The 293-nt window shown below is 44.7% G+C and carries 1 protein-coding gene; it reads left to right on the forward strand.

Annotated features, from left to right (window positions below; all coding sequences use genetic code 11):
- The coding region (locus AB4585_RS28330) for an agmatine deiminase family protein (RefSeq protein ID WP_372172096.1) at positions 1–293 on the forward strand (293 nt) is incomplete at both ends.

A 293-nucleotide genomic window follows, 5' to 3' on the forward strand; every position in this document is an offset into this window, starting at 1 on the left:
GCTTTAATGCTTGGGGCGGCTTAGTCGATGGACTCTATTTCCCTTGGGACAAAGACGATCAGATCGCTCAAAAAGTTTGTGAAATCCTAGGCGACGATAGCTACCGAGCGCCACTCATTCTTGAAGGTGGCTCAATCCACATTGATGGCGAAGGTACTGTTTATACGACAGCAGAATGCCTACTTCATCCAAGTCGGAATCCAGACTTAACAAAAGATGAAATCGAGAAACTACTTTGCGACTACTTAGGTGCAGAAAAAGTTATCTGGATCCCAAACGGTCTTTTCAATGAC

The organism is Vibrio sp. 10N.222.49.C9, from assembly GCF_041474985.1.
Taxonomy (GTDB): domain Bacteria; phylum Pseudomonadota; class Gammaproteobacteria; order Enterobacterales; family Vibrionaceae; genus Vibrio; species Vibrio crassostreae_C.